Raw genomic sequence first — 4,963 nt, 5'->3', positions numbered from 1 at the left:
TGTTAAGATGTTGGGGGCTTCGTTTTTGGGTCTGATTTGTTTTTGTTAATGATCAGACAGTACCTGATGAGCCTTTCTTTGTCAACTCTTGAGGTTGATGCGTTTCATTTTTGAATTGGCGATATTATCTTAAGGTTGATAAAAACGGAACTTCGCAAGAGTGTCCTAATTGTGGCGCGTTCACTGGTAAAAAGTCGTTATCGGAAAGAGTTCACCGATGCGATTCTTGTGGTCACATCGAACCGAGAGATACGGCATCGGCGAAGGTAATCGAGAACCGAGGAAAAAACGCGGTCGGACTGACCCTGTTAGAAAACGCTTGCGGAGGCGATCTAACGGGGATCGTTCAGTTAAACCTGTTTGATCTAGTCAAGAGCAGATGAACCAAGAATCCCCCGCTACACCGTGCGAGCGGTTAGCGGGGGAGAGTCAAAAAGTAGGTTTATTGAAGAAGTGGAGGGAATCATCATCCTATGGCGATAATGACAAAATCATTTGGACAAAGACTGGCAGAGATTTTCGGGTTTGACCTGCGATCGCTGGCTTTATTTCGCATTGCCTTGGCGTTAGTGGTTTTAGTAGATTTATCGGTTCGTTTTAGCCAAGTAACTGCCCATTACAGCGGATTGGGGGTTTTACCCCTAGGAAGCTTATCGAAAGTCTCTGCTAGTCCTTTTTACTGGTCTATTTTTGCTCTCAGTGACTCGGTGCTGGTGCAGAGTATCCTGTTTATTGTCGCTATAGCGATCGCATTATTGCTTTTAATTGGCTATCATACCCGTTTAGCCACGATCGCCACTTGGGCGCTAATCGTCTCTTTACATCATCGCAACCCCCTGTTACTATTTGCCGCCGATGACGTAATCCGGGCAGTATTATTCTGGGCGATGTTTTTACCCCTTGGTGCCTGTTATTCCGTGGAAAGTGCCTTAAACACCAATCCCAACCCCCTACCCAAGCGCGTAGTTTCGGCCGCCACGGTGGCTTTTATGATACAGGTGTGTTACATATATATGTGGTCAGTGGTTTTTAAACTCAAAAGTGAGACTTGGTGGCCCGACGGTACAGCCGTTTATTACTCTCTTAGTTACGATCAATACGCTACCGCTTTCGGGAGTTTTTTACTGACTTTACCGCAGCAATTCCTCAAATTCCTGACAATTTCAGCCCTAGGCTTTGAATGGTTCGGTCCGCTATTGATGTTTGTTCCCTTTCGCAATAGTTTATTTAAAATAATCGCCGTAGTTTCCTTTATTTTCTTGCATACGGTTTTTGCGCTGATTCTACATTTAGGGGTTTTCCCTTTCTTGAGTGTTACCTATTGGTTGCCGATCATCCCTAGCTTAGTCTGGGATTGGGGACAAAAACGGATAATAAACCCAGAAAGGGAAGGTTTAAGGATTAATTATGATCGAGATTGTGGATTTTGCAAGAAAGTTGTTCATCTTCTCCGCACGTTTCTCATTTTACCCGGCACTCCCCTGTTAGTCGCGCAGGATAACCCCTCAATATACGAGGATATGGTGGCCCAAAATTCTTGGGTAGTGGAAGATTGGCAGGGAAAACGTCGGTTTAAATGGTCAGCATTGGTTTATATTGTCAGTCTTTCGCCAATTTTCTGGTTTTTAGCGCCAATTTTGCGTTTACCGCCCCTTATGACCCTGGGAACGAGAATTTATGAGTGGATTGCCTCCCATCGTCGTTTTATGGGCAATTTCACCAAACCTCTCAAGTTTCGTCCCCTGACGATTAAATCCTCTTTACCTTTAAATATTTTGGTAATTTTCTTCTTCTTGTTGACGAGTATCTGGAATTTACGCAGTTTTGTCCGGCAATCGGTCGATAGAGGCGATTTAAATACACCTCTAATTAAGTCTCTTGATCGCTTGCTCACCCGTCGTACTTTTAATACAATTGATATTCTGGCAAGAGTTACCCGTTTAGACCAATATTGGACTATTTTTTCCCCTAGTCCCCCTCGCGATGATGCTTGGTTTGTGGCAGTCAGTCAATTAGCCGATGGTTCCACGGTAGATATATTTAGAGAAGGACAGCCGGTAATTTGGGATAAACCCACGGATAGCGATCGCAATCGTTTGTATAAAACCATGCAGTGGCGGGTATATTTTATTAATCTTAATCGAGCTATCGGTCGGTCAGTTTATGGAGAGTTTGGTCAGTATCTCTGTCAAAACTGGAATCAGCAGCACAGTAGGGATCAACAGATTAAATCCCTGCAACTTTATATTATGCGGGAAAGGACTGTCCCCCCCGGAGAAAAACAGGGAATCGAAAAAGAGCTAATCTGGCAGCAAAATTGTCTTTAATCAGTTATCAGTTATCAGTTATCAGTTATCAGTTATCAGTTATTAGTCAGATAAAAGTTATATGGCTAACTAATGCAATAAAAGACAACTAAAAATGGACAACTGATAGCTGATTACCGATTGCTTCTTTTTCCCTTTCCAACTAACCTAACTACCGCTCAACTTTAAAAATCGCTAGAACCGCTCTGGAGAGTAGCGAGGGATCTTTCAAAATTCATTCTCTGTTCAGCATTGCGGAGAAAGTAACCACTCATCATTGCCGAGGCCAATAACCGGCCCAGATGTTCGCGACTGGTACTGATAGTGACACCGAAATGTTCGGAAGGAAGGTTGCCCAAAAGTCCGATAATGTTGCGTTCCATCACTTGGAAAACCTCTTGGGATTCTGGTTTCGAGAGTTGGGCGATTGTTTCGGGACTTAAGGTCTGGACATACTGCCACAAACTCTCGGAAAATTCACTATCGGTACCGAATAAATTGTGAGGGCGATCGTTTTCTCTATACACCTTTGATCTCCTTAACTCAATTTTTTTAAATTATCCTTTTGGTTCTTCCAATTGGGAGCATTTCACCTTTGTAACTCCTAAATCAGGTTTTATGTCAAGCTATTTTGAAAGCCTTGCTAGAAACCAGTTTTAGGGACAAGTATAATTACTCGCTTGCATAAATGAGATGCTCCCTTCCAATTTAACAGTTTTTTGAGATAGTGGCAGTCGGTAGAACCGAACCCGAAGGTGATGGTAATCCCAAGCAGAAAATCCATCTCTGGCAAAAATCAAAAACTGCTCCGAGAAGCAGATAACCGATCACTGTTCACCGATAACTTTTATTTACCCATACCTAACTGCTGGGCCTTTTGATAGACTTTACCCTCCGTCAGCAGCGAGGGGGCAATCACCACTTCCACCTGTTGCATTTCCTTTAAGTTCTTAGCACCTAAAGTCCCCATACTGGTTTTCAGCGCCCCTAGGAGGTTATGAGTACCATCATCTAATTTTGCCGGTCCAACGAGGATTTCGGCAATAGTTCCCGTACTGCCCACACTAATCCTGGTTCCCCGGGGTAGAACCGGACTAGGTGTGGCCATACCCCAGTGAAAACCGCGGCCGGGGGCCTCCACGGACCGGGCAATGGGAGAACCAATCATCACCGCATCGGCGCCACAGGCGATACATTTGCAGATATCACCGCCGGTAATAATGCCGCCATCGGCAATAACGGGGACGTATTTACCGGTTTCTCGGAAAAAATCGTCCCTAGCGGCGGCACAATCGGCCACAGCAGTGGCCTGGGGAACTCCCACTCCTAAAACGCCGCGAGAAGTACAGGCAGCCCCCGGACCGATACCGACTAAAACCCCGGCTGCCCCGGTTTTCATCAGGTTAAGGGCGACTTCGTAGGTGACGCAGTTACCCAAAACCACGGGAATGGGCATTTCTTGACACAGTTGTACTAAATCGAGGGGGGTGATAGCTTCTGGGGATAAATGGGCAGTGGAAACGACGGTTGCTTGGACAAAGAGAATATCGGCCGCTGCTTGGGCAACGATAGCACCGTATTTGACGGCACCGGCAGGGGTGAGGCTAACTGCCGCAATACCGCCTTTTTCTTGAATTTCTTGGATACGAAGCTCGATTAGTTGCGGTTTAATCGGTTCTGCGTAGAGTTCCTGCATTAAACCGACGAATTCTGCTTTGCCGACTGCGGTAATGCGATCGAGAATCGGGTTAGGATCCTCGTAACGAGTTTGAATACCTTCGAGGTTTAGTACCCCTAGCGCCCCCAACTCGGAGAGAAGGACGGCCATTTTAGTATCCACCACCCCATCCATAGCGCTGGCGATAATCGGGATTTCCCGCTCGATATTGCCGAGAGACCAACGGGTATCGGCTAAACTAGGATCGAGGGTTCGCACTCCGGGTACAAGTGCGATTTCATCGATACCGTAAGCTCTACGGGCTGTTTTGCCCCGACCAATAATTGTATCCACGTTTCTATACTATTTCAGACCTATTTAGCCTAGACTAGCAAATTTCGCACCATCTCGAACAGCTTTTCGGTATTATGGCAGACTAGGCATCAGGAAAATAATCGCCACAGTCGATCGCTTGTTCGGTGTTGGCGCTCCTGGGTTGTACACTACATTTGAGGCGATAATCGTTGGTAAAGTAGCGGCAGTGGGAGCAAGGGATGGAGTGCATCCGTCGGGCAACTTGCCAACTATCGCGCACGGCACTGGCTAAAGACCAGCAAACTAAAGCGATAATGGCAGCGGCGATTGAAAAACGTAAAATAATCCAGATTTCCATGGCGAGCAACTAAAATTACCTGATTTGAATAGGAATCAACTGAGGCAATCGGCAGAGGGTTAGATACTGAACAGTTTACTTACCGAAATTTTGGGTTAAAGCCCCGTCCTTTTAGGACGGCTTTTTAAACTATATCTTGTTAACTTAACTTTTATTGTGCTATACTGATTTTGTCTAAGTCCCCCCTGCGTAAAATGTTTGTCTTAGAGTTTAAAGTTAAAGCTAAAACTCAACAGTATCAAGCCATAGACGATGCTATTCGTACTGCTCAATTCATCCGTAACAAATGTGTAAGGTTATGGATGGATACAAAAGGTACGGGTAAGA

At 45.4% G+C, this 4,963-nt stretch carries 4 protein-coding genes and 2 pseudogenes; 3 read left to right on the top strand and 3 right to left on the bottom strand.

All coding sequences use genetic code 11. The features are described from left to right. Positions 1-119 precede the first annotated feature (119 nt). Positions 120-383, top strand: a pseudogene (locus PX482_RS23670) (zinc ribbon domain-containing protein); the annotation flags it as partial. A gap of 90 nt (positions 384-473) precedes the next feature. Beyond that, entirely contained in the window at positions 474-2,327 is a 1,854-nt protein-coding gene (locus tag PX482_RS23665) for a hypothetical protein (protein ID WP_288123108.1), read from the top strand. A gap of 164 nt (positions 2,328-2,491) precedes the next feature. Here PX482_RS23665 and PX482_RS23660 read toward each other — a convergent pair whose 3' ends face one another. From PX482_RS23660 to PX482_RS23650, 3 genes are all read right to left on the bottom strand, one after another. Next, the gene (locus PX482_RS23660; RefSeq protein ID WP_002758759.1) at positions 2,492-2,833 is read right to left on the bottom strand and encodes a DUF760 domain-containing protein; all 342 of its coding nucleotides are present in this window, start codon (positions 2,831-2,833) and stop codon (positions 2,492-2,494) included. 320 nt (positions 2,834-3,153) lie between these two features. After that, entirely contained in the window at positions 3,154-4,317 is a 1,164-nt protein-coding gene (locus tag PX482_RS23655) for a GuaB3 family IMP dehydrogenase-related protein (protein ID WP_002758760.1), read from the bottom strand. A gap of 82 nt (positions 4,318-4,399) precedes the next feature. Continuing rightward, positions 4,400-4,636 (bottom strand): hypothetical protein, encoded by a 237-nt coding sequence (locus tag PX482_RS23650; protein WP_043996943.1) that lies wholly within the window; start codon positions 4,634-4,636, stop codon positions 4,400-4,402. 194 nt (positions 4,637-4,830) lie between these two features. Between PX482_RS23650 and PX482_RS23645 the strand changes: the two are divergent. After that, a pseudogene (locus PX482_RS23645) lies at positions 4,831-4,963 on the top strand (RNA-guided endonuclease TnpB family protein); the annotation flags it as partial.

Source organism: Microcystis sp. M53602_WE12, from assembly GCF_030065455.1.
GTDB lineage: Bacteria > Cyanobacteriota > Cyanobacteriia > Cyanobacteriales > Microcystaceae > Microcystis > Microcystis aeruginosa.
Note: the sequence above shows the minus strand (reverse complement) of the source record. Positions and strands in the feature narration are given on the sequence as shown.

What these genes read in the sequence shown, in the direction of transcription:
- PX482_RS23650 (WP_043996943.1), bottom strand. Translation starts at nt 4,636, where the DNA reads ATGGAAATCTGGATTATTTTACGTTTTTCAATCGCCGCTGCCATTATC.
- PX482_RS23665 (WP_288123108.1), top strand. Translation starts at nt 474, where the DNA reads ATGGCGATAATGACAAAATCATTTGGACAAAGACTGGCAGAGATTTTC.